The organism is Streptococcus oricebi, assembly GCF_017883985.1.
Classification (GTDB): Bacteria; Bacillota; Bacilli; order Lactobacillales; family Streptococcaceae; genus Streptococcus; species Streptococcus oricebi.
This window is the reverse complement of sequence record NZ_PRDG01000003.1, coordinates 284,744-310,909: the sequence shown is the minus strand read 5'-3', so window position 1 is coordinate 310,909 and position 26,166 is coordinate 284,744. Positions and strand designations below refer to the sequence as shown.

Genomic DNA, 26,166 nt, shown 5'->3' with positions numbered 1-26,166 from the left:
TGCTTAGAGCTTATATAGCTAGGGCAGGATTTTACTGCCCTAAGCTCTTTAAGATTGAAAGGAGAAGAAATGAACAGACGGGAATTGATTGAAGGTTATGAGACGGAAATCGCCTACCAAAAGCACATGATTGAAAATCTAGGACGTTGGTTTAGTCTTTTCTTCACTCTGGCTAGTCTAGGTCTGGTTCTGCTTTACTTCTTTCGCTCAAATAATATCTGGCTCTTTAGTCTCGGTTTGATTTTGCTTATCTTAGGTGTTCTGGCCATGCTTTTGTTTGGCTATGGAATTTACAGAGGCCGCCACAATCTACAACTAGTGATTGATGATTTTGAAGCCAAGTTAAAAGCCTATCATTAAAATTTTGCCTAGAGCAACTGCTCTTTGGAAGTCAGGACCTACTGATTTGCTTTGGCTTGCAACCCTTGTTTTCGAGCTAAATTTCCGATCTTATCAGCTCCTGATTTTCTCCTATCATTCTTTGAAAAAACTTTGTCATTTGGCAAAGTTTTTTCTTGACTATTTCTGACCAAGTGATACAATAGGAACATAGGACTTAGCACTCTGCATGTAAGAGTGCTAAAAAAGAAAATTGGAGGAATGAATATGTTAAAACCCTTAGGTGACCGAGTGGTCCTCAAAGTAGAAGAAACAGAGCAAAAAGTAGGTGGCTTGGTTCTAGCCGGAGCTAGTCAAGCAGCAACTAAGCCAGCAAAGGTTGTTGCTATCGGTGAAGGAATCCGGACCTTGAATGGTGATTTAGTGGCCCTGACTGTCAAGGAAGGAGACCGGGTTCTGGTTGAAAACCATGTCGGTGTAGAAGTCAAAGACCAAGATGAAAATTACTTGTTGGTCAGTGAGTCTAACATTTTAGCAATTATTGAATAAGCGAGAAAAGGAGTTATAAGATGGCAAAAGATATTAAATTTTCAGCAGATGCAAGAAGTGCGATGGTGCGCGGTGTCGATACTTTAGCAGATACGGTTAAGGTGACCTTGGGACCTAAGGGACGTAATGTAGTCCTAGAAAAATCCTTTGGTTCACCCTTGATTACCAATGATGGGGTAACTATTGCCAAGGAAATTGAACTAGAAGATCCTTTTGAAAATATGGGGGCCAAATTGGTATCAGAGGTAGCCTCTAAAACCAACGATATTGCTGGTGATGGAACAACGACAGCTACTGTTTTGACCCAGGCTATCGTGCGCGAAGGGATTAAAAACGTGACAGCTGGTGCTAATCCAATCGGGATTCGTCGGGGAATTGAGGCTGCTGTAGCTAGTGCGGTAGAAGCTCTTAAGACAAATTCTGTTCCGGTTTCGGGTAAGGAAGCCATTGCCCAGGTTGCCGCAGTGTCATCTCGCAGCCAAAAGGTGGGTGAATACATTAGTGAAGCCATGGAGCGCGTGGGGAATGACGGAGTCATCACCATTGAAGAGTCTAAGGGAATGGAGACTGAACTGGATGTCGTTGAAGGAATGCAGTTTGATCGTGGCTATCTTTCCCAATATATGGTGACAGATAATGAGAAGATGGTTGCGGACTTAGACAATCCTTATCTTCTCATTACTGACAAGAAAATTTCTAATATCCAAGAAATTTTGCCCCTGCTAGAAAGTATTCTAAAAACCAATCGTCCTCTCTTGATTATCGCAGACGATGTAGATGGTGAGGCCCTGCCAACTCTGGTCTTGAACAAGATTCGTGGAACCTTCAATGTGGTAGCCGTTAAGGCCCCAGGCTTTGGTGACCGTCGTAAAGCTATGTTGGAAGATATTGCTATTTTGACAGGCGGTACGGTCATCACTGAGGACCTAGGTTTGGAATTGAAAGACGCGACCATTGAGGCGCTAGGTCAAGCTTCTAAGGTGACTGTTGATAAGGATGCAACAACTATTGTAGAAGGAGCTGGTGATACAGAAGCTATCAGCAATCGAGTGGCGGTGATTAAGTCACAAATCGAGTCTGCAACTTCTGAATTTGATCGGGAAAAATTGCAAGAACGCTTGGCCAAACTCTCAGGTGGTGTTGCAGTAGTCAAGGTTGGAGCAGCAACCGAGACAGAACTCAAGGAAATGAAACTGCGGATCGAAGATGCTCTGAATGCAACGAGAGCAGCAGTTGAAGAAGGGATTGTTGCAGGTGGAGGAACTGCCCTAGTCAATGTTATCGGAGCAGTAGCAGCCCTTGACTTAGAAGGTGACGAGGCTACCGGCCGGAATATTGTCCTGCGTGCCCTAGAAGAGCCTGTTCGTCAAATCGCCCTCAATGCCGGTTTTGAAGGCTCTATCGTTATTGACCGCTTGAAAAATGCTCCAGTCGGAACAGGTTTCAATGCAGCTAGCGGTGAGTGGGTCAATATGATTGAAGCTGGAATTATTGACCCCGTCAAGGTCAGCCGTTCAGCCCTCCAAAATGCGGCTAGTGTAGCCAGCCTTATCTTGACGACAGAAGCGGTCGTAGCCAACCAGCCAGAACCAGCAGGAGCTGCTGCCCCAGCCATGGATCCATCCATGATGGGTGGCATGATGTAAGCTACCTTATAAGTAATGAAAATAACTCATAACATCCAAAGCCAAGTCGGTTTTGGATGTTATTGTATTTTAGAAATCGCTTGCAATTTTTCTTTCTTGTGTTATACTTAAACTGTAGGCTGTTACTAATTAGGCGGAGTTAACCTAAATAAATATGAGAGTAAAAAGTAGTGACTTCTACTTTCTATTTGATATTTATTTAGGTTTTTTCATAGCCTGACTGGCTTACTGGTAAACTTGCTACTCAAGGAAATCATTAAAAAATCAAGTAGTGCTATTTGAAAACTAGGGAGGACTATTTTGAGAATAGCTAAGTTGGTCTAAAGATGATTTCTAAAGAGTAATTTTAGAGATGATGGAGGATTTCTAATGGCAAAAGATTATACAGACTTAGCCCGAGACATTGTTGCTCATGTAGGTGGCCAAGACAACATCAATAAGCTGGTGCACTGTGTGACACGTTTGCGCTTCTCGCTCAAAGATGAAAGCAAGGCTGATGATGATTATCTCAAGGCCCGAGAAGGGATTGTAACTGTCGTTAAGGCTGGTGGGCAATATCAGGTAGTTATTGGCAACCATGTACCCGATGTCTATGAGACAGTCCTCAAGGTGGCTGGCCTCGGTGCTAGCGCTAATGATTCAGCAGATGATGGAGAAGAGCAAGTAGAAGGGAATTTGTTCGACCGGTTTATTGCTCTCGTTTCAGGACTTTTCCAGCCCGTTTTGGGAGTTTTGTCAGCTGCAGGTATGATTAAAGGATTGGTGGCGATTTTAGGAGCATTTGGTTTGCCATCAACAGACGGAGTCTATATCGTTTTAAATGCAGCTGGCGATGGACTCTTTCAATTTCTGCCTCTGGTCCTAGCATTGACTTCTGCCAAACGCTTTAAAATTAATCAGTTTACTGCACTAGCAATCGGTTTTGCCTTGGTCTATCCTAATTTAGCAACAACTTTTGCAGAGAATAAGTCCCTTTATACCTTGTTTTCAGGGACCTTTATTGAATCGCCAATCAAGGCAACCTTCTTTGGCTTCCCCATTATTTTTCCAGCTTCTAGCTACCTGTCTACAGTTTTACCAGTTGTGCTAGCAGTTTGGACAGGGGCTAAATTTGAGCATATCTTTAAAAGGATTATTCCTGATGTTATCAAGGTCTTTTTTGTTCCCTTCCTAACCTTACTGGTTACGATACCTCTAGCATTCATTATAATTGGTCCAATTATGACTTGGGCTTCTGACTTGGTAGGTGTCGTCTTCTCAGCCATTTACAATTTCAATCCTGTTATCTACGGTATTGTTCTAGGTGCTCTCTGGCAAGTCTTGGTTATGTTTGGTCTCCACTGGGGCTTGATTCCTATTTACTTTTTGGAGGTAGCCAAAGGGCCAAGTACGATTATTGTAGCCTCAGTAGCTATTTGCTTTGCGCAAGCGGGTGCTCTCTTGAATATCATTTTGCGAACTAAGGAAAAAAAGGTGCGTCAACTTTCTATCCCAGCCCTGATTTCTTCCTTTTTCGGAGTAACGGAACCGGCAATTTATGGGGTGACTCTCCCCATGAGAACTCCCTTTATCATCACCTGTATCGCGGGTGCTGTCCAAGGTGCCTATCTAGGTTTTGTTGACGCAAAACTTTTTACTTCAGGTGGCCTAGGAATCTTTGCCTTTCCTTCTTTTATCAATCCTAATCAGTCTGGAAATTCCTATGCTATCAACTTTATCATAGCTGGTTTGATGGCATTTGCTCTAGCCTTTCTTCTTACTCAATTTACCAAAATTCCTCTACTTTATAGTAAGGAAGAGGAGCTTTTAGAAGGAGAAGAAGGTGAAAATCAAGCGACAGTTTTGACTCAAGTCTTGGCCAGTCCTTTAGCAGGCAAGGTCCTTCCACTGGAAGCAAGTCCTGATCCTGTTTTTGCTAGTGGAGCCATGGGTCAAGGACTAGCTATCGAGCCTAAGATGGGGGAAGTAATTGCACCAGCCGACGGAGTAGTCCGCTTGCTTTTTCCTACCAATCATGCGATTGGTATAGCTACTGATGAAGGAGCTGAAATTCTCATTCATATAGGTATGGATACAGTGGCTTTAGAGGGCCAAGGTTTTACAGCCCATGTAACCCAAGGCTCCAAGGTCAAGGCCGGTCAACTTTTGCTTAGCTTTGATATAGCTGCTATCCAAGAGGCTGGTTATTCGGTAACAACACCGATTATTGTGACGAATACTGAACGCTATGAAACGGTAACTGTCTTGGCTGGGGAAAAAGTTGATTTTGGTCAAGATTTATTAAGTATGAGTTGATGAGCCTTACAGTCATTTTAACTTGTTTTGTACTCCTAGCCTAAAGTTAGGGAGCCTAGATGATAAAAGACCTAGACTTATTCTAGCTCTGACAAAGTATTTGTAACTTTGGGGAGTCAGTCAAGTCCAGGTCTTTTTCATTTTTCCTAAGGGAATGTTAAAATGCTTTATAAGTTTTTGCCACTTAACCATGGGAGATAGGGAGTTTTTGTATCGACTAAGAAGGGCTATTCGTCCTGCGATACTGGCTGGGGGTCATCTGGTAGTATTTTTTAAATTGGCGGTTGAAATTGGAGAGGTTGTTAAAGCCGATTTGCTGGGCCACCTCCAAGATACTGATGGTCGAATGTTCCAGTAGTTCCGCAGCCTTTCTAAGGCGAAATTGAATCAGGTATTCCATACAGGAAACGCCCAGGTGCTTTTTGAAGAAGTTCATAAAGTGGGTAGGGCTGTAACCGCAATAGGCAGAGAGGTGTTCAATGCTTAGATTGTCTTGGTAGTGTTGGCTAATGTAGTCGATTAGGGAGCGAATTTTTTCTTCCTTACGGTAGCTCTCCAAACTGCGATGATTAGAGGTAATATAGCTTTGGCTAAAGAGTAGGTAGAGCAATTGATTGAGCTGGGCCTTGAGTAAAAATTCAAAATATTCCCCCCTATCGGCTCCGATTTCCATGGCTCGAAAGAGGCAGGCTTTAATGGCTGGATAGGCTGCCTGGTCTGGTTTTATAACTCTGATAAAGTCCAATTCTCCATTGTAGAGAGGTTGTAGATAGTTGATGCTGGCAGCATCCATGGTTGAGTAGCCGGTCAGATCTAAATGAAAGTTAAGAGCATCCATAGAGTGTCTCTCGTTTCCGATTGGATGGATAGAGTGGAGGGCCTTGGGTCGGATAAGGATAATGTCGCCGGCCTGGCTGGTAAAGTAGTCTGAGTCGATATGAAAGCGAGCTCGCCCTTCATGGACATAGACAATTTCTAGGTCTGTATGCCAATGAAAGAGAATATCGGGCCTACCGTTCTGGGTAATTGTCCGGGTCAGTGAGTAGGGGGTTCCTTGTTCTTTATAGGCGATATTTTGCTGGAGTTTATTAAGTGGCATATTGGGCTCCTTGTATCAGAGGATAGTATCAAAAATAAAGATAATTGTATAGGAAATAAGACTTTTATAAGATTATAATATAAATAAACTAAAAACGAAAGGAAAAATAAGATGTCACTATTTCCAAAAGATTTTCTCTGGGGTGGAGCCACCGCTGCCAATCAATATGAGGGGGCTTATAAGGAAGCTGGTAAGGGCTTGTCTGTCCAGGATGTGACCCCCAAGGGGGGACTTCCTGAACCGGGAAATACTAGTCCTCTGATTACGGAAGAGCCAACTGCTGATAATCTAAAACTGCAGGGCATTGATTTTTACCACCGCTACAAGGAGGACATTGCGCTTTTTGCTCAAATGGGCTTTAAGGTCTACCGGACCTCTATCGCTTGGACGCGGATTTTCCCCAATGGAGATGAAGAAGAGCCCAATCAAGCAGGTCTAGAGTTTTATGATAACTTGTTTGACGAGTTGGCCAAGTACGGAATTGAACCCTTGGTTACTCTGTCTCACTATGAAACCCCGCTTCATCTGGCTAGAAAGTATAATGGTTGGGCCAGTCGAGACTTGATTGCTTTTTATGAACGCTATGTTAGGACCGTCTTTGAACGCTATAAGGACAAGGTCAAGTATTGGCTGACCTTCAATGAGGTAAATTCCGTCCTCCATGCTCCTTTTATGAGCGGAGGAATTACCAGTCCGGTTGAAGACCTATCCAAACAGGATCTCTATCAGGCCGTCCATCATGAACTGGTGGCTTCCGCCCTAGCGACCAAGGTTGGCCATCAAATCAATCCGGATTTCAAAATTGGCTGTATGGTCTTGGCCATGCCAGCCTATCCCATGACTCCCAAGCCAGAAGATGTCCTAGCTGCCCGCCAGTTTGAAAACCAAAACTATCTCTTTTCAGACCTGCATGCTAGAGGGCGCTATCCAGCTTATATCCGGCGCTTTTTCAAGGAAAATCAGATTGAGATTCAGTTTGCCCCGGGAGACGAGGACTTGCTGGCCCAGCATACGGTAGATTTCATTTCCTTTAGCTACTATATGAGTGTGGTCCAAGCCCACAATCCAGAAGCCTATTCTAGCGGGCAGGGCAATGTCCTAGGTGGTCTCCAAAATCCCTACCTGCCTAGCTCAGAGTGGGGCTGGCAGATAGACCCAATCGGGCTTCGTTTGGTCCTTAATGCCTTTTATGACCGTTATCAGCTGCCTCTTTTTATCGTGGAAAACGGTCTAGGAGCCAAGGATGTCTTGGTAGAAGGACCTGATGGGCCGACGGTTGAGGATGATTATCGGATTGACTACCTCAAACAACACTTGCTCCAAGTAGCCCAAGCCTTGGAAGACGGGGTAGAAGTTTGGGGTTACACAAGCTGGGGTTGTATTGATTTGGTTTCGGCCTCTACTGCCCAGATGAGTAAGCGTTATGGCTTTATCTATGTGGATCGAAATGATGATGGTAGTGGCAGTCTTAACCGCTATAAAAAGAAATCCTTCGGCTGGTACCAGAAGGTCATTGAGACGAATGGTCAGAGCCTCTATGAGGACTAGTTGGCTACAAATGAAAGGGCCCTTTACTTGTTAGTGGCTGGTTTTTAGAAGGAACTTTTGCCTCAAGTCGTTAGAAAATCCCCTTTTGAAAACCTTCTCATTTTTTTCTTGACATGCCTTTTTTAAAATCATATAATAAAAGTATAAATTGAATAACTAACTATCCAGGGGGGGTAGGTATTAAAAGCAGAAGTAGCCTTGAGCTTTCTTAAGGTCTTCTGTCCTTTGATACTGCTCTCTCTTTTTTGGTAGTTTAAGGAGGACATCTATGAAAAAAACTAGATTTTTCTTAATGATGCTAGTTTTCACTTTGCTAATCGGTGCTTGCACAAACCAGCAGGGAAAACAGGGTAGTTCGAGTATCGCTCAACTTAAGGAAAAGTATGAAAAGAAGATGCCTTATGAAATCCAGGATAAGGTTATCACTGTTAACGAAAACGAGAACATTTACTTCCCTAGTAAACTGACTGTCTCTTCTAAGATAGAGGATGGTCACAAGCAAGGAAATCCCTATAATTCCATGTTTAAGGTTTATGGAGATGCAGAACTCAAGCGCTTATTAACAAGTAACTATGCTTTTACTAAGAAAAAAGGGATTGACATTAGCCCGCTTGATATTAAAGGTTATGTTGCCCCTAACCGAAGTTTAAACCAACATAAAACCTTGAATCTTATCAGCACAGATGACAATAAGACTGGAAGCTGGGGTTCCTTTAGTAAGCTCTACGTCCTACAATCAAACGACTTGGAGAGCGGTAAAAAGTTGGCCAAGCCTAAACTATGGGTAGTCGAGGTTAAAAAAGATAAGAAGAAGCAAGCCCAGCTGACGGTCAAGCAGACCTTGCTTTCTGATGGTCGGATGCAGTTAGAATGGGGAGAAGTCCCTGGGGCTGACAGCTATTCCATCATCAAGGCCGAACCTATCGCTAAAAATAAGAACAAGGGCGGTTGGACAGAGGTCCTGCATAAGTATGAGGAAATAGATCGGGTCAAGAGTACCCTTTATCGGACGCCCTATCCGGCCGACCATGGAGATGTCCCTAAGGAAGATCAAGAGGCCGCTCGTACCCTGGAAGCCTATGAGCGTCCCTTATCAGCGGATGAAAGCAAGATTATTACCGAGGCTAAACCTTATGAGATTATCGTTGTTCCGCTTAAGGATGGTAAAATCTTTGGTAGCATGAGTAACTATCTTTCTTCAGACAAGTTTGCCAAGGAAAGTCCCGAATTCATAGATTATAAGGCTTTTGAACATGACTATTTAAATAAAATAGGTGAAAAAGGCTTACCTGAAGAAGCCCCAGTTATGATGCGGGATGGTAAGCTCCGCAAGTTCCCCCTCCAGTATGATACTGCTTCGCTCACGGTTAACGCCCAAGGTAAGTTCTTGATTCAAGTCTCAGTGCGAGGCTTGCCGACCATTAAATATAAATTTAAGGTCACCAACTCTTCCAAGACCAAGGAAGAAGTAGTTCAAATCTTAGAAGACTTAAACAAAAAAATAGCTGAAAAAGACCGTTCAGGGGTTAGTGATGTCTATGTTGATGTCAAGGACGCAGATTTGGACCTGAAGGGTAAAAAGATCGTCCGCGATGTCCAAGATATCAATGTCATCGTTAAAGCCCAGACTGCTGCTGAAGAATATCTAGGCAAGGCCCTGGCTAGCGAGGCTAACTATATAGATATGAGTAAGTTCCCAGAGCTCAACTATAGCGACATCATGGCTTCCATGGAGCGTGTGGCTGCTACCAATCCTGAACTGCCCGAGGCAAAATCTTGTGTTTATTCCTATTCAGAAAAGGTCCTAGAAGTAAGCTATGAAGAAAAAGCTAAAAAAGCAGCAGAGGAGAACAATAAGAAGGCTAAAGAAATAGTACAGGATATCATTAAGGATGGAATGAGTGATAAGGACAAGGTTGAAGCAATCAACCAATATTTGGTGGACCATGTAACTTATGATTATGATGCCTACAATAAATATAAAGAATTGGAAGCCCAAGAAAAACAGGCAGGGGAAGATGGAAAAATCAATGATATGATAAGAGAATTGGTAGATAAAAGTGCGTGGAAAACTAGAGGGGCCCTGATAGAAGGACGAGGAGTCTGCGCAAGTTATGCGAAGGCCTTTAATATCTTGGCTGTAAAAGCAGGATTAAAGAGCCTCTATGTGACAGGTAATGTCTCTACAGGAGGTCGTCATGCTTGGAACTATGTGCAAGTAGACGGTAAGTGGAAGGTGGTAGATGTGACCTGGAATGATTCGGAAAGCTCTCCTAATAAATATCTCCTTCTAGACCTAGATTCTCCAGTGTATCGAAGCGATCATTATCCAGAAGATTTATACTCTAAATATAAGTAGTCGGTTCTTAGTAGAAAAGCTAGTAGTAGTTTTCCTATATTAGTCTACAAAAAGAGATGAAAAATTCATATTTTGATTGTTTCCTAGTTTGTGAGCATAAGAAAAGGCGTGAAATCCTACGTATTAGAAACGTTGATTTCACGCCTTTTGCTTCATCTGGAAATAATTCCCAGACTCTTTTGGCTATCTAGTCCTTTATCTTCTTCTAGCTGATAAGGGCATTCGATGTCTTAATTTACCAGTCTTGGTTTATTTCTTCCAGTTATCAACTTCTTTCTTATGCTTTTGAATCCATTCCTTGGCAGCATTTTCAGGACTAGCGCCTTCATTGATTTTTAGCATGACTTCTTCCATATCCTTTTGGCTCCATTTGAATTTATCCAGCAACTTATAGACCTTGGGTAGATCCTTGTCGAGATTTTTTCGACTAATCGTGTGGATAGCTTCCTTGCCTCCCATGCTACCTTTAGGGTCTTCCAGATACTTGAGTTTGTATTTGGAGAACATCCAGTGGGGGGACCAGCCGGTAATGACAATGTCTTCCTTGTTTTTAATAGCCTGCTCCAGGGCGATAGTCATGGCTCCGGTAGATGAAGAGGACAGTTTCCAGTCCTGCAGGTTAGGGTAGGCCTTGAGGGTCTCATCAGCGGCCTTCATGACTCCTGCTCCAGGCTCAATACCAGTAATGGTCTTTTTGGCCTGATTGCTTAAGTCGGCAATGGATTTGGCAGATGTATAGTCTGGAGTAACTAGACCTACCCGCACCCCCTCTAGGTTTGGCCCTAAATCAACAATCTTATCCTGGTATTCCTTATATTGGCTGGCATGGGTAGTTGGTAACCAAGCTGATACCATGGCATCGGCTTCACCATTAGCTACTGACTTCCACATAACAGCATTGTCTAGAGGAGTGATAGTGACTTTGTAGCCCATTTCTTTTAAGACCTCGGCCACCACATTAGTAGAAGCTACCTCAGAATCCCATTCAACATAGGCCAGATTGACCTTTTCTTTTTGGGCTTCTTGATTTTTTTGTAGTTCCTTACCGATAAAGGCTAGGAGGAAGGCTGCGATGACGGCCAGCCAAACCAGTCTTCTTTTCTTTTTATCCTTACTGGTGACAGGACTTTTAGCGACTTGGTCCTGATTGAGGTTTTGTGTAAAGCGGTCGATAATAATGGCTAAAATAACCAGTGAGACCCCGCTGACAAAACCAGCTCCAATATCAGCGTGTTGGAGGGCCGATAGGACTCCTCGTCCCAGGCCAGGCGCCCCAATCATTGAGGCAGTAACAACCATGGATAGGGCCAGCATAATAGTCTGGTTAACCCCGGCTAAAATAGTATTCTTGGCAAGGGGGAGCTCCACCTTAAAGAGCTTCTGTCGGTTGGTTCCGCCAAATGAGTCGGAGGCTTCGATTAGCTCTGTCGGAATTTGACGAATAGCTAGATTGGTAAAGCGGACGGTTGGTGGCAGGGCAAAGATAACCGAAGCAAAGACACCTGGGACCATACCGATACCAAAAAAGGCTACAGCAGGAATCAGGTAGACAAAGGCTGGCATGGTCTGCATAAAGTCCAGCAAGGGCTTGATAAGCGCTTCCATCCGATTGCTCTTGGCCATCCAGATTCCCAAGGGGATTCCGATGACGATGGACACGATACTAGATACAATCACCAATGTAATGGTGTTCATCAGGTTTTCCCAGAGCCCCTGATTGTAGACAAAGAGGAGTCCAAGAAAGGTTAGAATAGTCAGGCCCCATTTTCGCTTGGATACGATATAGGCCAAAAGACTTAGGAGGGCGATAAAGAGAAGGGGCGGGATAAAAAGTAAGGTTTCAGTAATCCCGTTCATTATCGCATTGCCCAAGGCCTGCAAGAAGCCAAAGAGCCCAGAAAAAGTACTAGTTAACCAGTTGGTAAAGCCTTCCACCCATTGGGCAAGAGGGATAGGCTGTTGTAAAATATTCAAAGTAACACCTCTCTATTCCTCAGCATCATTGGTATTAGCCAAGGCTTCAATCACCCGTCCCTTGATAATAACACCGATGAGTTTATCCTCTTTATTGACCACAGCCATAGGAGCTGGTGAGTCGTAAATCAAGGGGAAAATATCGGTAATCAGGGTATCTGGATCAATCTTACGGACATTTTTATCGATAACCTCGGCCAGGGCCAAATGTTGCTTGCGGGCATCTCTGGCAGCCTCGGCGGTCAAACTCCCCTTAAGATGTCTTTTGCGGTCTACTGCCAGAAGCATGCTGACCTCTTCTTTTTTCATCCGGTTAAGAGCAACGGTCGGACCGTCAATATCGATATTGGTCGTTAAGGGACTGGTCATGATATTTTGAGCAGTTAGGACCTTGGAGCGGTCTACATCTTCGACAAATTCTCGCACGAAGTCATTAGCAGGATTGGTTAAGATTTCTTCACCCGTCCCAATTTGCATAATCTGACCGTCAGCCATAATGGCAATGCGGTCTCCGATTCTTAGGGCCTCATTAAGGTCATGGGTGATGAAGATAATGGTTCTTTCTTGTTCAGCTTGCAAGTCTAAGAGTTCATCTTGCATTTCCCGACGAATGAGGGGGTCTAAGGCAGAGAAGGCCTCGTCCATCAAGAGAATATCAGGATTGTTGGCTAGGGCGCGTGCTAGGCCGACCCGTTGTTGCATTCCTCCGGATAATTGGTCCGGATACTGATCCTTAAAGGCCAGTAGACCAGAATTTTCCAAGGCCTGCTCAGCCAAGCGGGTCCGTTCTTCCTGCTCAACGCCCCTAACCTCTAAACCAAATTCCGTATTTTCTAAAATAGTCCGATGGGGGAAGAGACCGAAGTTTTGGAAGACCATGTTAATCTTATGACGACGGACTTCCCGTAATTCCTCTTCATTCATCTTGGCTACATCTTGCCCGTCGATAAAAATATCACCAGAAGTTGGGTCAATTAGTCGATTGAGAAGACGAATCAAGGTAGATTTCCCACTACCTGACAAGCCCATAATCACGAAAATTTCGCCAGCCTTGACCTGAAAGTTGACATCATAAACCCCAACCGTAGCCCCGGTTTTCTCCAAAATTTCCGTTTTATTTTTGGCCTCTTGGACCATTTCTAAGGCCTGCTTTTGCCTTTTACCAAATATTTTAGTCAAATGACTAACTTCTAACTTATACAAAAAATAACTCCTTAAATAAGATACAAAGCCCGTAAAGAAAACGAAGAAAAAATAGGAAATACGACGACGGAGCCCCAGCTCCTAGGAGTATTTATCTTTTTTTCAAAGTTTTTAGGGCGTGTTCAATTATAAGATACAAAGGGCGTATAAAAAGCGACTGAAAATTAGGAAATCTAACGAAGAAGCTCCAGCTTCTAGGAAGATTTATCTATTTTCCGAGCTTTTAGCCCGTGTTCAATTACAAGATACAAAGGGCGTTAGCAGACTGCTTCATCGCTATTGCGAAAGGCAATGCTCTGAAACGAAAGCCACTAGCGTGTCCTTTCTACAGTCTGCATTAATTTTATAAGCAAAAATTATCGTTTTGCTTGTAAAATGTCGAAAAACGAGAGCACTGCGCGAGAGTTCCTCTCGCCAGCATCCATATCCCTAAGCGAGTAAAACTCGCAAGGGCTACGGAAAAATATCAGGCTGAGCAGAAATTCGCTAGAATTTCGTTGCGAAACCTAGGCAAAGCTGCCTAGCTAGGTGGCAAGTCACTAGTGACGATGGCAACTAGCAGACAGCTACTGCGCAACTCTAGCACCGCTTCGATTAAGCAAGGCAAGCGAGTCTTTTTTACTAGGATTTTAGCCCGTGTTCAATTAGTAAGATACCGAGCCCGTCGACAGACTGCTTCATGGCTATTGCGAAAGGCAATGCTCTGATTTTTCACTGCTCCTTAGCCTAAAAATGTTTACTGAACACTCAAATTCGCAAGTGACTACACATTTTAAAATCAAGGTTGTCACTTTAGAGACCACAATAGTATAACACGGTATGGGCACTTTGTCAAATAAGGAGATTGGAAGCTAGGGAAATTACTTGACTGGTTAAGTAATTTTGTTTATAATAAAAAAGAAAAATTTTTCTAAATCTTAAGCAAGAGAGGAGGAAGATGATGGAAAAAATAGCCTTAGCTACTGCCTACCGGCAGTTGAAGAGTCCTAACATCAAGACGAGAAAGCGGGCCTTGAAGGTCATTCAGGCTTATCGAAAAGCCAAGTAAAGTCAGCTTAAAGAAGCTGGTCCCTTGCTAAGACTAGTCTTAGTCAAGCTTGTTTTGAGCTTTAGAAGTTCAGACTGATAAAACAAAAAGACCAAATCTAGCAGAAGGACTCAGGGACTTGTTATCCCAATCTTTCTGTTAGTTCTGGTCTTTTTAGAGGTCTTAATCTTCCTCCTTGCTATCATTGAAAAAGAGGTTGTGCATGAGACCGACAGAGAGTTCACTGCCGACAAAGTAGATGGTATGGCCACTCTCTAGTTTGGTATAGGGGCCGGGTGAAATGAGTAATTCCTCCCCTTGTTGAACAGCCAAGATGGTCGCTCCGGTAGAGTGCCAGATGTTGAGCTCATTGATTGTTTTTCCTAGGTTCAAGGCTTCTGAGGTCAGGACCAATTCGTAAGGATTGAAGGGGAAGCGCTGTTGGATATCCTTGGTTCTGGTCAAGAGTTGATTGAGGAGCTGGGAAAAGTTGCCAAACTCTTCTTCCTGTTTTTTAATGCTTTGGTTGAGTTTGTTTTTCAAGTCTTGCAGGGAGTTGACATTTTGATAGCTTTCAAGAAATTGCTTGGCCTTTTCCTTGGAGGAAATATAGGCGCCACTACCATGACGGACTTCCATGATTTCCAAATCTACCAAGACATTGATGGCTTTGCGGGCTGTTTCGGGCGAAACATTGAAATTGCTAGCCAGGGTGGAGCGGGCATAGATTTTACTGCCGACGGCATATTTACCATCAACGATGCGCTCGGCGATTGCTACGGCGATTTGTTGGTAGCGGGGGAAAGAAACTTCTTTTTTATTACGAATAGCCATAATCTTCTCCTTTAAAGCTTGAGGGCTAGAAAGTCACTAGCCTTGAGCAACCTTCCTTTTCAGTCAAATCTAGTTACGATTATAATATAAAAGTTCCAGAAAGAAAAGGGGCTTTTTGACATTTCCTTGAGCAATCTTTTAGGGTGCTTTTTTTACCGAAAGGTATTATACTAGAAGAAGAAAATGAAAGGAGCCGGAAAGATGGCTGTCAAATTATTGGATAATTGGATTTTAAAAGAACAGGCCCAGATTCAGAAAAATTATGAGGATTTGAATGCTCTAGCAATCAAGGAGCCAGCTGTGATTTTTTTGGGAGATTCGATTGTTGAATACTTTCCCCTGCACGAGTTACTAAAGACATCTAAGGTGCTGGTTAATCGTGGGATTAGGGCATATAAGTCCTACCTCTTGCGTCAGCATTTAGACTCTTTACTCTTCGGTCAGGCTTTAGATAAGATTTTTATCCTGATTGGGACCAACGATATTGGAGAGGACCTAGCACTTAAGGAAAGTCTAGCTAATCTAGAGGCGATTATCCAGGAAATTGCGCGTGACTACCCCCTGACCCAGATTTATCTCTTGTCGGTGTTACCGGTTAATGAGGGAGAGGCTTATCGCAATACGGTTTATATTAGAACCAATGCTCGGATTCAAGCGCTCAATCAGGCCTATCAAGATCTGGTTCAGAACTATCACAATGCCTCCTTCCTCAATCTTTATGACCTCCTCTTAGATGAAAAGGGCCAGCTGGCAGCTGATTTTACCATTGATGGTGTTCATTTGACCATTGCCGGCTATGCTCGTCTGGCCGAAAAATTGAGGACCTATATTTAAGGCTAATCATAGAATAGTATTAGGATATCGTGTTATTCTGCAAGTTTTATCATTTAGAATAGAGTATAATATAGTTATCGTAAAATAAATAAGGTAAATGAGGTGCTCTTATGTCAGAAAAATTAAGTTTTCCAGCTGGCTTCCTCTGGGGTGGCGCAACCGCTGCCAATCAATGTGAGGGGGCCTATCAGGAGGATGGTCGTGGTCTAGCTAATGTTGATGTGGTACCTATCGGCCCAGATCGTTTGGCTATTATCACAGGGCGCAAGAAGATGTTTGACTTTGAAGAGGGTTACTTTTACCCTGCCCAGGAAGCCATTGATATGTATCATCATTTCAAGGAGGATATCGCTCTCTTTGGTGAAATGGGCTTTAAAACCTATCGTTTGTCCATTGCCTGGAGTCGGATTTTTCCTAAAGGGGACGAGTTAGAGCCCAATGAAGCAGGGCTGAAATTCTATGAGGACCTCTTTAAGGAGTGCCATAAATATGGAATTGAACCTCTGGTAACCATTACCCACTTTGACTGCCCCATGCACTTGATTAAGGAATACGGTGGTTGGCGCAATCGCAAGCTCTTGGAATTTTATGAGCGGCTCTGCCGAACCCTCTTTACTCGCTACAAGGGTCTGGTCAAGTATTGGCTGACCTTTAACGAAATCAACATGCTCCTTCATGCTCCTTTTATGGGGGCAGGGATTTGCTTTGAAGAAGGAGAGAATGAGGAAGAAGTCAAGTTTCAGGCGGCCCACCATGAGCTAGTAGCCTCAAGTCTTGCGACCAAATTAGCCCATGAAATTGACCCAGAAAATAAGGTGGGTTGTATGTTGGCGGCCGGCCAGTGCTATCCTAGAACTTGCAATCCAGAAGATGTTTGGCAGGCCATGCAGGAGGACCATGAAAACTTCTTCTTTATCGACGTTCAGGCTCGGGGTGAATATCCCAACTATGCTAAGAAGTATTGGGAAAGACTGGGCTTAAAGCTCCAAATGACTGAGGAGGACCTGAGCCTACTCAAAGAGCATACTGTAGACTTTATCTCCTTCTCCTACTATTCTAGTCGAGTAGCGGCCGCTAATCCAGAGGCTTCTGAGGAGACCGAGGGCAATGTCTTTGCCTCGCTCAAAAATCCCTATCTTCCTTCTTCTGAATGGGGCTGGCAAATTGACCCGCTAGGTTTAAGGATTACCCTGAATATTATCTGGGATCGTTATCAAAAGCCAATGTTTATCGTAGAAAATGGTCTGGGAGCTATTGACCACCCAGATGAAAATGGCTATGTGGAAGATGACTATCGGATTGACTATCTAGCAGCTCATATTAAGGCTATGCGACAGGCTATTAACGAGGATGGAGTGGTCCTTTGGGGCTACACAACCTGGGGCTGTATTGACCTGGTTTCGGCAGGAACAGGCGAGATGAAGAAGCGCTACGGATTCATCTATGTGGACCGAGACAATGAAGGCAAGGGAAGCTTTAAGCGGTCCAAGAAAAAATCCTTCTACTGGTATAAGGATGTCATTGCTAGCAATGGTGCCTGCCTAGGGGACTAAAAAATAAAAGCAAGACTGTAAATAAAGGCCTCTTGGGCTTGGGAAACAATTCCAAGTCCAAGGGGCCTTGTCTTGTATGAATTTTTTATCTTGTTTGGCGAAAGACTTTTCTAGGAGTTGGGCCTAAATCAAGCGCTGTTGGATCTATTTGGCTCGGCCTAGTAGGAGGCTGGCTGATACGGTGATTTCTGTCAGTTGGGTCCAGTCGATTTGGCTCTGGTCCACATGAAAGAGTAGGGGCGTCATGGCTAGAAAGGCCTGACGTTGGTTGTCATTTAAGGGGAAGATCCGGCTGACTGTCTGCTTGTCAAGGAGCTCAAAGTGCTTACTAAAATGCTCCAAGACCTTCTGATTGGAGTAGTCTTTCTGTCTAAGCTGGTCTTGGGCTAGCTGTCTGATTTCTAGTAGATGGTCAACATTGGGAATGACCTTTAAGAGCAGGCCGTCTTTTTTTAGGACCCGCTGAAATTCCTGGTAATTGGCAGGGGAAAAGATGTCTAAGACGGCATCCATAGACTGGTCTTGCAGGGGTAGGCGGGCTAGGTCAGCTACAAACCATTTAACTGTTCGAGACAAATCAAGCTTGCTAGCTAGCTGGACAGAGGCCTTGGATAAATCAAAAGCATAGATGTCAGAGGTTAACCTTCTCTGAAGCTGGCGGGCGTAGTAGCCTTCGCCACAGCCAATATCTAGCAGATTATGAAGGTTCTTTTGTCTTTCTAAATGCAGGACAATGGTGTCCAGAACGTGCTGGTAAAAACCAGCCTCCAAAATAAGGGACCTCTGCTCGAAGGAAGACTGGTCATAATCATTGGAGACCTTGGCTTGGGGAGCCAGATTGACATAGCCAAATTTAGCTAAATCATAGGAATGGCCCTGGGGGCACTTGAGACTGGCGTCGACTAGCTGGAGGTCCTGCTGGCATAAGGGGCAGCTAAAGAGGAGCTGGCCGGCAGCAAAACGCTGGAGTTTGGGACTTAACATAGGATTTCCTCTAGAGTAGAAAACGAGCTTGCGCTCGTTTTTTCTTAGTAAATTAGTAAGTGAGAACAAAGTATTTTTTCTTACCACGGCGGATAACGGTCAGTTGGCCTTCGAGCTTATCGCTGTCCTTTAGACTGTAATCCAGGTCTTGGATACGGTCACCATTGATGTAAATGGCTCCGTTTTGGATATCCTCCCGAGCTTGACGCTTAGAAGAAACGACTCCGGCAGTTACGAGGATATCAACTAGGTTTAGCTGGTCATCAGCCTTTACCTGGTAGTTTGGCACGCCTTTTAGGCCTTCCTTTAATTCCTTGACAGAAAGGTTTTTGATTGCTCCTGCAAAGAGTTGCTCGGTAATCTTGAGGGCGCCTTGGTAGGCTTTGGCTCCATGGACTAGGGTGACCACTTCTTTTGCCAAGATTTTTTGGGCCAGGCGTTCATGGGGAGCAGCCTCAAACTGTTGGCGAATCTCTTCGATTTCTTCCAAGCTCAGGAAGGTGAAAATTTTGAGGAAGCGGATAGCATCTGCATCCATGACATTCATCCAAAACTGGTACATTTCATAAGGAGAGGTTTTATCGGCGTCCAACCAGACGGCATTGCCCTCGGACTTTCCAAATTTCTTACCAGTCGCATCGGTAATGAGGGGGACGGTGATGACGTGGCCGGTCTTGTCGGCCTTGCGGCGGAGCAGCTCGGTACCTGCAGTCATATTGCCCCACTGGTCGCTCCCGCCGATTTGCAGGGTCACATTGTGCTTGCGGTTGAGCTCGTAAAAGTCAAAACCTTGCATAATTTGGTAGGCAAATTCGGTATAGGAAATTCCTGTTTCGATCCGTTTCTTAACGGATTCCTTGCTCATCATATAGTTGACGGTAAAGTACTTGCCGATATCGCGCAGAAAGTCGATAAAGCTAATATCAGAAAACCAGTCATAGTTATTGACCATTTGGGCCTTGTTGTCTCCCGTTTCAAAATCCAAAAAGCGGGAAAGCTGTCCTTGGATACTCTTGACCCAACCGTCAACGGTTTCCTTGGTCTGGAGGCTGCGTTCGCTATCTTTAAAAGAAGGGTCGCCAATCAGACCAGTTGCTCCACCGACCAAGGGATAGGGCTTGTGGCCTGCCAATTGTAGGTGGCGCAAAACAAGAATGGGAACCAGGTGACCTAGGTGCAGGCTGTCAGCAGTTGGATCATAACCTGAATAGTAGGAGATGCTTCCTTCTTCCAAGGCCTTGCGCAGGGCGGCTTCATCGGTTGTCTGAAAAATCAGACCACGTTCCTTTAACTCATCAAAAATGTGCATCTTTCGCTCCTTAAAAAGTTTCTTATCCCTTATTGTAACATAATATAGCTAAATAGCAATTTACTTTATTAAAAGATGGTTAAAAATAGTCCTTCCTTTCTTCTACCTTGTAATAAATAGGATAAATTTGCTATAATAGGCAGTGCGAGGAATATATACAATGTGGAAAGAATTTTTAGAAAAGGGCCAGCGCTTAGGGCGAAACCTGGCTAAAAATATATCTAAAAAGAAAAGAAAGTCAAGAAATCAGGAAGGTTGGTCCATTTTAGACATTGGAGCGATCATGCTTCGGACCCTAAAGTTATTGTCTAATGTGGCCTTTGTCCTGGTCTTTTTGGGTGGCTTGTTTGGTCTGGGCTTGTCCCTGGGTTACGCGGCCAATCTTTTTGACAAGGTCCAGGTCCCTGATAAGGAAAGCCTGGTCAAGAAGGTCCAAAATATCTCGGCCATCTCGGATTTGACTTATGCTGACGGGAGCTTGATTTCTAGTATTGATAGCGATCTGCTTAGGGTGACTGTGGATAGCTCGGCTATTTCAGAAAATGTAAAAAAAGCTGTGATTGCCACAGAGGATGAAAATTTTGAGACCCATAAAGGAGTCGTACCCAAGGCTGTACTAAGGGCGACCCTGGGCTCGGTTATCGGTGTTGGCTCATCCAGCGGTGGTTCTACCCTGACCCAGCAGTTGATTAAGCAGCAGGTGGTGGGGGATGCACCAACCTTTAGCCGTAAGGCGACGGAGATTGTTGATGCCCTGGCCTTGGAGCGTTATATGACCAAGGATGATATCCTGACGACCTATCTCAATGTCTCACCTTTTGGTCGCAATAATAAGGGGCAGAATATAGCAGGTGTAGAGGAGGCAGCCAAGGGCCTCTTTGGGAAATCGGCCAAGGATTTGACGGTGCCCCAGGCAGCCTTTATTGCCGGCCTACCCCAAAGTCCTATTAGCTACTCTCCTTACACAGCCAGTGGGGAGAAAAAAAGCCCAGAGGAAATGGCCTTAGGCCTAGATAGGGCTAAGGATGTCCTTTACAATATGTATCGGACGGGTGCCCTGACTGGAGAGGAGTATAATCTTTACAAGGATTATGATGTAAGTCAGGATTTCCTGCCTGGCCAAAATGTTTCTAATGCTTCCAAGGGCTATCTCTATTATGCTACCCTATCCGAGGCTCAAGACGTCATGTATGACTACCTGATCCAGCGGGATAATGTAAGCCGCCAAGAGCTTAAAAATGATGCGACTGTCAAGGCCTATAAGGAATTGGCCGCTCGAGAATTGAGCGAGGGGGGCTATACGGTCAAAACGACTATCAATAAGAATGTCCATAATGCCATGCAAGAGGCAGTGGCAAACTTTGGCTCTATGCTTGATGATGGAACAGGGCAGATAGAAGTAGGGAATGTCCTGATGGACAATAAAACAGGGGCCATTCTGGGCTTCATTGGTGGTCGAGACTATGCTAGCAATCAAAACAACCATGCCTTTGATACAGAGCGTTCTCCAGGATCAACTATTAAGCCTATCCTGGCTTATGGAATCGCTATTGACCAGGGCTTGATGGGAAGTGCCAGTGTCCTTTCAAACTATCCAACCAACTTTTCAAGCGGAGACCCGATTATGCACGTTGATAGTCGGGGGACAGCCATGATGGACTTGGCCGAGGCCCTCAATACCTCTTGGAATATCCCAGCCTACTGGACCTATAAACTGCTCCAGGAAAAGGGAGTCAATGTCAAGGACTATATGGAAAAAATGGGCTACTATATTGATAACTATAGCATTGAGAGCCTACCTATGGGAGGGGGGATAGAGGTTTCTGTCGCCCAACATACCAATGGTTTCCAAACCCTAGCTAATAATGGCTCCTACAAAAAGGGCTATATGGTGGCCAAAATCACAGATAGGAAAGGTCAGGTAATCTATGAGCACAAGGATAGCTCTGCTCAGATATACAGTCCAGCTGCAGCGACCATTATGCAGGAAATGATGCGGGGAGTTCTGAATTCGGGTAATACAACCACCTTCAAATCCCGTCTGGCCCAGGTCAATGGGAGTCTAGCTGGTGCAGACTGGATTGGTAAGACTGGGACAACCAATATCAATGGTGATATGTGGCTGATGCTATCCACCCCTAACCTGACCCTAGGAGGCTGGATTGGTCATGATGATAATTCACCTATGGCTCCTTTGACGGGCTATAATAACAATGCTGGCTACATGGCCAATCTTGTAAATGCCATCCACCAGGCCGACCCCAACCTCTGGGGAGTCAATAAGAAATTTGCTTTAGACTCTAGCGTCGTCAAGTCAGAAGTTCTTAAGTCGACAGGAGAAAAACCGGGCAAGGTCAATATCAATGGTCGTGAAGTTAATGTCGGCGGTCAGACCGTGACCAGCTACTGGGCCAAAAATGGAGCTCCGACCACTAGCTATCGTTTTGGAATTGGTGGTACAGACAGCGACTATCAAAGAGCCTGGTCAGCCATTCTAGGTGGTCGATAAGAAAAAGCAAAAAAAGTGATTAAAAACGTTTTCTAAATCCTTGGGAGACTTGCTTTTTTCGAGGAAATAGGATATAATGATACCAATCATTTGTCGTCTGCTTTTTTGAAATATTGTCCAAAAGAGCTTACAGCAGTTAAATCAAACTTTTACAGTCCGATTTAGCTGCTCTTTTTGTGCCTATTTTTAGAAAAAAAGAGTCTTGTTATCAACACTTAATGATTCTAAAAATTCAGACAAAAAGGACAAAGGAATGTTTTGGTTGACCAAATCAAAATAGATGAGATATGACCGTCTCGTAGACCTATTTAACTGAACACGCCCTAAAAACTTTGAAAAATTCGCTAATGGACTAGTGGTGAACTCCAGACGCAGTAGACATCTGCTTGTAGGTAAGCTCAAGCGCCACCTCCAAGCTAGTTGTCCTTGCGGGGGTCTCACAACGGAGTTGCTAGCCACTCCTGTTCGGCCGCCTATTTTTTCTTCGTTTTCTTTACGGGCTTTGTATCTTATATAAAGGAGCTAATATCTTGGCAGGACATGAAGTTCAATACGGTAAGCACCGTACTCGTCGTAGTTTCTCAAGGATTAAAGAGGTTCTTGATTTACCAAACTTGATTGAAATCCAGACCGACTCGTTCAAGGATTTTCTGGATCATGGCTTGAAAGAAGTTTTTGAGGATGTTCTTCCAATCTCAAACTTCACTGAAACAATGGAATTGGAATTCGTTGGTTATGAAATCAAGGAACCTAAATATACGCTGGAAGAGGCTCGGATTCACGATGCCAGCTATTCAGCACCTATTTTTGTAACCTTCCGCCTAATCAACAAGGAGACCGGTGAGATTAAGACCCAGGAAGTTTTCTTTGGTGATTTTCCACTGATGACCGAGATGGGAACCTTCATCATCAATGGGGGTGAGCGGATTATCGTTTCCCAGCTGGTCCGCTCTCCGGGTGTTTACTTTAATGATAAGGTAGACAAGAACGGAAAGATTGGCTATGGCTCAACTGTCATTCCTAACCGGGGTGCTTGGTTGGAGTTGGAAACGGACTCAAAAGACATTGCCTACACCAGAATTGACCGTACTCGGAAGATTCCATTTACAACGCTTGTACGGGCTCTTGGTTTTTCTGGTGATGATGAAATTTTCGATATCTTTGGCGACAGCGATTTGGTCCGCAATACAATCGAGAAGGATATTCATAAAAATCCAATGGACTCTCGAACAGATGAGGCCCTCAAGGAGATTTATGAGCGCCTGCGTCCAGGTGAGCCTAAGACTGCCGAAAGTTCTCGCAGTCTCTTGATTGCCCGCTTCTTTGACCCACGCCGCTATGACTTGGCAGCTGTTGGTCGCTATAAGATTAACAAAAAACTAAATATTAAGAGTCGCTTGCTCAACCAAACCATCGCGGAGCCTTTGGTGGATCCTGAAACTGGAGAAATTCTAGTAGAAGCAGGGACAGTGATGACCCGTAGTGTGATTGACTCGATTGCAGAGCAATTGGACGGGGGCTTGAACAAGATTACCTACATTCCTAACGATTCTGCTGTCTTGCTTGAGCCAGTTGAATTGCAAAAATTCAAGATTGTTGCTCCAACTGATCCAGACCGGGTGGTGACTGTGATTGGCAATGCCAATCCGTCTGACAAGGTCCGGACAGTCACTCCAGCCGATATCTTGGCAGAGATGAGCTACTTCTTAAACCTGGCTGAAGGGCTAGGTCGGGTCGATGACATTGACCACTTGGGGAACCGTCGGATTCGGGCAGTTGGTGAGCTTTTAGCCAACCAAGTCCGGCTTGGACTTTCTCGGATGGAGCGCAATGTGCGTGAGCGGATGAGCGTCCAAGACAATGAAGTCTTGACACCGCAACAAATCATCAATATCCGTCCTGTGACTGCGGCCATTAAAGAATTCTTTGGTTCTTCCCAGTTATCCCAGTTCATGGACCAGCACAATCCCTTGTCTGAGCTGTCCCACAAGCGTCGTTTATCAGCCTTGGGACCTGGTGGTTTGACTCGTGACCGGGCCGGCTATGAAGTTCGGGACGTGCACTACACCCACTACGGTCGGATGTGTCCGATTGAAACGCCTGAAGGACCGAACATCGGTCTGATCAATAACCTGTCTTCTTATGGACATCTCAATAAGTATGGTTTCATCCAAACTCCATATCGTCGTGTGGACCGTAAGGCTGGCCTAGTAACCAATGAGATTGTTTGGTTGACAGCTGATGAAGAAGATGAATATATCGTAGCCCAAGCCAATTCCAAGCTCAATGAAGCTGGTGGCTTTGCGGAAAGCATCGTTATGGGACGCCATCAGGGTAACAACCAAGAGTTCCCTTCTAGCGAAGTGGACTACATGGACGTTTCACCTAAGCAGGTAGTAGCGGTAGCGACGGCATGTATTCCTTTCCTTGAAAACGATGACTCCAACCGAGCCCTCATGGGAGCTAACATGCAGCGGCAAGCGGTACCTTTGATTGATCCTAAGGCCCCTTATGTGGGAACTGGTATGGAATACCAAGCAGCCCACGACTCCGGTGCAGCAGTGATTGCCCAACATGACGGAACTGTTACCTATGCGGATGCGGACAAGGTTGAGGTGCGTCGTGAAGACGGTTCACTCGATGTTTACCAAATCACTAAATTCCGCCGTTCTAACTCAGGAACAGCCTACAACCAACGTACCCTAGTTAAAGTGGGCGATAACGTTGAAAAAGGTGACTTTATCGCTGACGGACCTTCGATGGAAAATGGGGAAATGGCCCTGGGACAAAACCCAATCGTTGCCTATATGACCTGGGAAGGTTACAACTTTGAGGACGCGGTTATCATGAGTGAGCGTCTGGTCAAGGACGATGTCTATACTTCTGTCCACCTGGAAGAGTATGAGTCAGAAACCCGCGATACCAAGTTGGGCCCTGAAGAAATTACCAGAGAAATTCCAAATGTGGGTGAAGATGCCCTGAAGAATCTTGACGAAATGGGAATTATCCGAATCGGTGCTGAGGTCAAAGAAGGTGATATCTTGGTTGGTAAGGTGACTCCTAAGGGAGAAAAGGACCTATCAGCAGAGGAACGCCTCCTCCACGCTATCTTTGGGGACAAGTCTCGTGAAGTGCGGGATACCTCTCTGCGTGTGCCTCATGGGGCTGACGGTGTTGTTCGGGATGTGAAAATCTTTACTCGGGCCAATGGAGATGAGCTCCAATCTGGGGTCAATATGCTAGTTCGTGTTTATATTGCCCAAAAACGGAAGATTAAGGTCGGAGATAAGATGGCCGGTCGTCATGGTAACAAGGGGGTTGTTTCTCGGATTGTGCCAGTTGAGGATATGCCTTACCTACCTGATGGAACACCAGTTGATATCATGCTTAACCCACTCGGGGTGCCATCACGGATGAATATCGGTCAGGTTATGGAGCTCCACCTAGGGATGGCGGCTCGCAACCTGGGTATTCATATCGCAACTCCAGTCTTTGACGGAGCAAGCTCAGACGATCTCTGGGATACCGTTCGTGAGGCTGGTATGGACAGCGATGCCAAGACCATCCTTTACGATGGTCGGACCGGTGAGCCTTTTGACAACCGCGTCTCTGTAGGTGTCATGTACATGATTAAACTCCACCACATGGTTGATGACAAGCTCCACGCTCGGTCAGTCGGACCATACTCAATGGTTACTCAACAACCGCTTGGTGGTAAAGCCCAGTTTGGTGGACAACGTTTCGGGGAAATGGAAGTTTGGGCCCTAGAAGCCTACGGTGCCTCAAATGTTCTCCAAGAAATCTTGACCTACAAGTCAGATGATGTGAACGGTCGTCTCAAGGCCTATGAAGCAATCACTAAAGGAAAACCAATTCCAAAACCTGGTGTGCCAGAATCCTTCCGCGTGCTTGTAAAAGAGCTGCAATCACTGGGTCTGGACATGCGTGTTCTGGATGAAGATGATCAGGAAGTCGAACTTCGAGACCTCGATGAGGGGGAAGACGATGACGTTATCCATGTAGATGATCTAGAAAAAGCACGTGAAAAAGCAGCCTTAGAAGCGCGAGCAGCCTTTGACGCTGACAGCAAAGAATAAGCAAAGA

17 protein-coding genes are annotated in these 26,166 nt (G+C 44.8%); 11 read left to right on the top strand and 6 right to left on the bottom strand.

Going from position 1 to position 26,166, the window contains the following annotated elements; genetic code table 11:
* Positions 1–69 precede the first annotated feature (69 nt).
* The 4 genes from C4K46_RS06470 (at position 70) to C4K46_RS06455 (ending at position 4,829) form a co-directional block, all read left to right on the top strand.
* Positions 70–360 (top strand): DUF202 domain-containing protein, encoded by a 291-nt coding sequence (locus C4K46_RS06470; RefSeq protein ID WP_209628077.1) that lies wholly within the window; start codon positions 70–72, stop codon positions 358–360.
* Positions 361–606: 246 nt separating this feature from the next.
* Positions 607–888, top strand: a complete 282-nt coding sequence (gene groES / locus C4K46_RS06465) for a co-chaperone GroES (protein WP_209628076.1) — start codon at positions 607–609, stop codon at positions 886–888.
* 20 nt (positions 889–908) lie between these two features.
* Positions 909–2,534: a chaperonin GroEL gene (gene groL, locus C4K46_RS06460; RefSeq protein ID WP_209628075.1), complete on the top strand. Its 1,626-nt coding sequence runs from the start codon at positions 909–911 to the stop codon at positions 2,532–2,534.
* A 369-nt stretch (positions 2,535–2,903) separates the two neighbouring features.
* Positions 2,904–4,829, top strand: a complete 1,926-nt coding sequence (locus tag C4K46_RS06455; protein ID WP_209628074.1) for a beta-glucoside-specific PTS transporter subunit IIABC — start codon at positions 2,904–2,906, stop codon at positions 4,827–4,829.
* Between the two features lie 217 nt (positions 4,830–5,046).
* Here the strand turns inward: C4K46_RS06455 and C4K46_RS06450 are convergent, their stop codons facing one another.
* Positions 5,047–5,928: an AraC family transcriptional regulator gene (locus C4K46_RS06450; RefSeq protein WP_209628073.1), complete on the bottom strand. Its 882-nt coding sequence runs from the start codon at positions 5,926–5,928 to the stop codon at positions 5,047–5,049.
* A gap of 111 nt (positions 5,929–6,039) precedes the next feature.
* Between C4K46_RS06450 and C4K46_RS06445 the strand changes: the two genes are divergently transcribed.
* Together C4K46_RS06445 and C4K46_RS06440 are read left to right on the top strand one after the other, a co-directional pair.
* On the top strand, positions 6,040–7,476 hold the full coding sequence (locus C4K46_RS06445) for a glycoside hydrolase family 1 protein (RefSeq protein WP_209628072.1): 1,437 nt from the start codon (positions 6,040–6,042) through the stop codon (positions 7,474–7,476).
* 268 nt (positions 7,477–7,744) lie between these two features.
* Positions 7,745–9,835: a transglutaminase domain-containing protein gene (locus C4K46_RS06440; RefSeq protein WP_209628071.1), complete on the top strand. Its 2,091-nt coding sequence runs from the start codon at positions 7,745–7,747 to the stop codon at positions 9,833–9,835.
* A 249-nt stretch (positions 9,836–10,084) separates the two neighbouring features.
* Here C4K46_RS06440 and C4K46_RS06435 read toward each other — a convergent pair whose 3' ends face one another.
* Entirely contained in the window at positions 10,085–11,809 is a 1,725-nt protein-coding gene (locus tag C4K46_RS06435) for an ABC transporter permease/substrate binding protein (protein ID WP_209628070.1), read from the bottom strand.
* A gap of 12 nt (positions 11,810–11,821) precedes the next feature.
* The gene (locus tag C4K46_RS06430; RefSeq protein WP_209628069.1) at positions 11,822–13,012 is read right to left on the bottom strand and encodes a quaternary amine ABC transporter ATP-binding protein; all 1,191 of its coding nucleotides are present in this window, start codon (positions 13,010–13,012) and stop codon (positions 11,822–11,824) included.
* A gap of 940 nt (positions 13,013–13,952) precedes the next feature.
* Here C4K46_RS06430 and C4K46_RS06425 point away from each other — a divergent pair.
* A complete protein-coding gene (locus C4K46_RS06425) occupies positions 13,953–14,060 on the top strand; it encodes a putative metal homeostasis protein (protein WP_209628132.1) in 108 nt (35 codons plus the stop codon).
* A 162-nt stretch (positions 14,061–14,222) separates the two neighbouring features.
* Here C4K46_RS06425 and C4K46_RS06420 read toward each other — a convergent pair whose 3' ends face one another.
* Entirely contained in the window at positions 14,223–14,873 is a 651-nt protein-coding gene (locus C4K46_RS06420; protein WP_209628068.1) for a GntR family transcriptional regulator, read from the bottom strand.
* 201 nt (positions 14,874–15,074) lie between these two features.
* Between C4K46_RS06420 and C4K46_RS06415 the strand changes: the two genes are divergently transcribed.
* Together C4K46_RS06415 and C4K46_RS06410 are read left to right on the top strand one after the other, a co-directional pair.
* Positions 15,075–15,707 (top strand): SGNH/GDSL hydrolase family protein, encoded by a 633-nt coding sequence (locus tag C4K46_RS06415; protein WP_209628067.1) that lies wholly within the window; start codon positions 15,075–15,077, stop codon positions 15,705–15,707.
* A gap of 110 nt (positions 15,708–15,817) precedes the next feature.
* A complete protein-coding gene (locus C4K46_RS06410; RefSeq protein WP_209628066.1) occupies positions 15,818–17,260 on the top strand; it encodes a 6-phospho-beta-glucosidase in 1,443 nt (480 codons plus the stop codon).
* Positions 17,261–17,404: 144 nt separating this feature from the next.
* Here the strand turns inward: C4K46_RS06410 and C4K46_RS06405 are convergent, their stop codons facing one another.
* Together C4K46_RS06405 and tyrS are read right to left on the bottom strand one after the other, a co-directional pair.
* A complete protein-coding gene (locus tag C4K46_RS06405) occupies positions 17,405–18,244 on the bottom strand; it encodes a methyltransferase domain-containing protein (protein ID WP_209628065.1) in 840 nt (279 codons plus the stop codon).
* A 52-nt stretch (positions 18,245–18,296) separates the two neighbouring features.
* Positions 18,297–19,553, bottom strand: coding sequence for a tyrosine--tRNA ligase (gene tyrS, locus C4K46_RS06400; protein WP_209628064.1), 1,257 nt, complete (start codon positions 19,551–19,553; stop codon positions 18,297–18,299).
* A 160-nt stretch (positions 19,554–19,713) separates the two neighbouring features.
* Here tyrS and pbp1b point away from each other — a divergent pair, with 160 nt between their 5' ends.
* Together pbp1b and rpoB are read left to right on the top strand one after the other, a co-directional pair.
* The gene (gene pbp1b / locus C4K46_RS06395) at positions 19,714–22,062 is read left to right on the top strand and encodes a penicillin-binding protein PBP1B (RefSeq protein WP_209628063.1); all 2,349 of its coding nucleotides are present in this window, start codon (positions 19,714–19,716) and stop codon (positions 22,060–22,062) included.
* A gap of 530 nt (positions 22,063–22,592) precedes the next feature.
* Complete coding sequence (gene rpoB, locus C4K46_RS06390; RefSeq protein ID WP_209628062.1) at positions 22,593–26,159, top strand: DNA-directed RNA polymerase subunit beta; 3,567 nt, start codon at positions 22,593–22,595, stop codon at positions 26,157–26,159.
* Positions 26,160–26,166 lie beyond the last annotated feature (7 nt).